The 483-nt window shown below is 58.2% G+C and carries 1 protein-coding gene; it reads right to left on the bottom strand.

Annotated elements, in window-relative coordinates; genetic code table 11:
* Window positions 1–54 precede the first annotated feature (54 nt).
* Window positions 55–453, bottom strand: a complete 399-nt coding sequence (locus DVK06_RS17435) for a hypothetical protein (protein ID WP_121601152.1) — start codon at window positions 451–453, stop codon at window positions 55–57.
* Between the last annotated feature and the right edge of the window lie 30 nt (window positions 454–483).

Below are 483 nucleotides of genomic sequence, written 5' to 3'. Positions count from 1 at the left end.
TTCGCAACATCAGATTTCGTCTGTTTGTATAGTGTATGTCGCAATACGGAATCGCTATTTTTCGCTCTCAGGGAGGTCGTCGACGAGGTCTTCCTCCTCGACCGTCTTCCGCAACTCGTCGGGCGACATATCGGCTAGCTCTCGGGCGCCCAGCAGCAGCGCCAGCGGCCGGAAGTAGCGGTTCCGCCCACCGACACGCTGCTCATCGAGATCGACGCCAGTCTCCTCGAGGATGTCGAGCGACATCCGTCGGTACACCCGCTCCAGTTCCTCTCGGACCGCTTCATCGAGGTAGTACGTATCGTGCTCCCGTTGCGTTACTGGCTCCAGTTCCGACACAGTCGTCTGTTTCGCCCCTTCTGACTGTGCTACCTGTTCCGCCTGTGGTGCCTGTGGTACATTATCCACCTGTTCCGTCTGTTCCGTCTCGGTCTGTGAGTTTGTGTCCACCATATCGGTCTCCTGGGCCGTCTCTGCCGTCTA

This window comes from Halorubrum sp. Atlit-28R, assembly GCF_003665955.1.
GTDB lineage: Archaea > Halobacteriota > Halobacteria > Halobacteriales > Haloferacaceae > Halorubrum > Halorubrum tropicale.
This window is presented reverse-complemented; position numbering and strand designations above follow the sequence as displayed.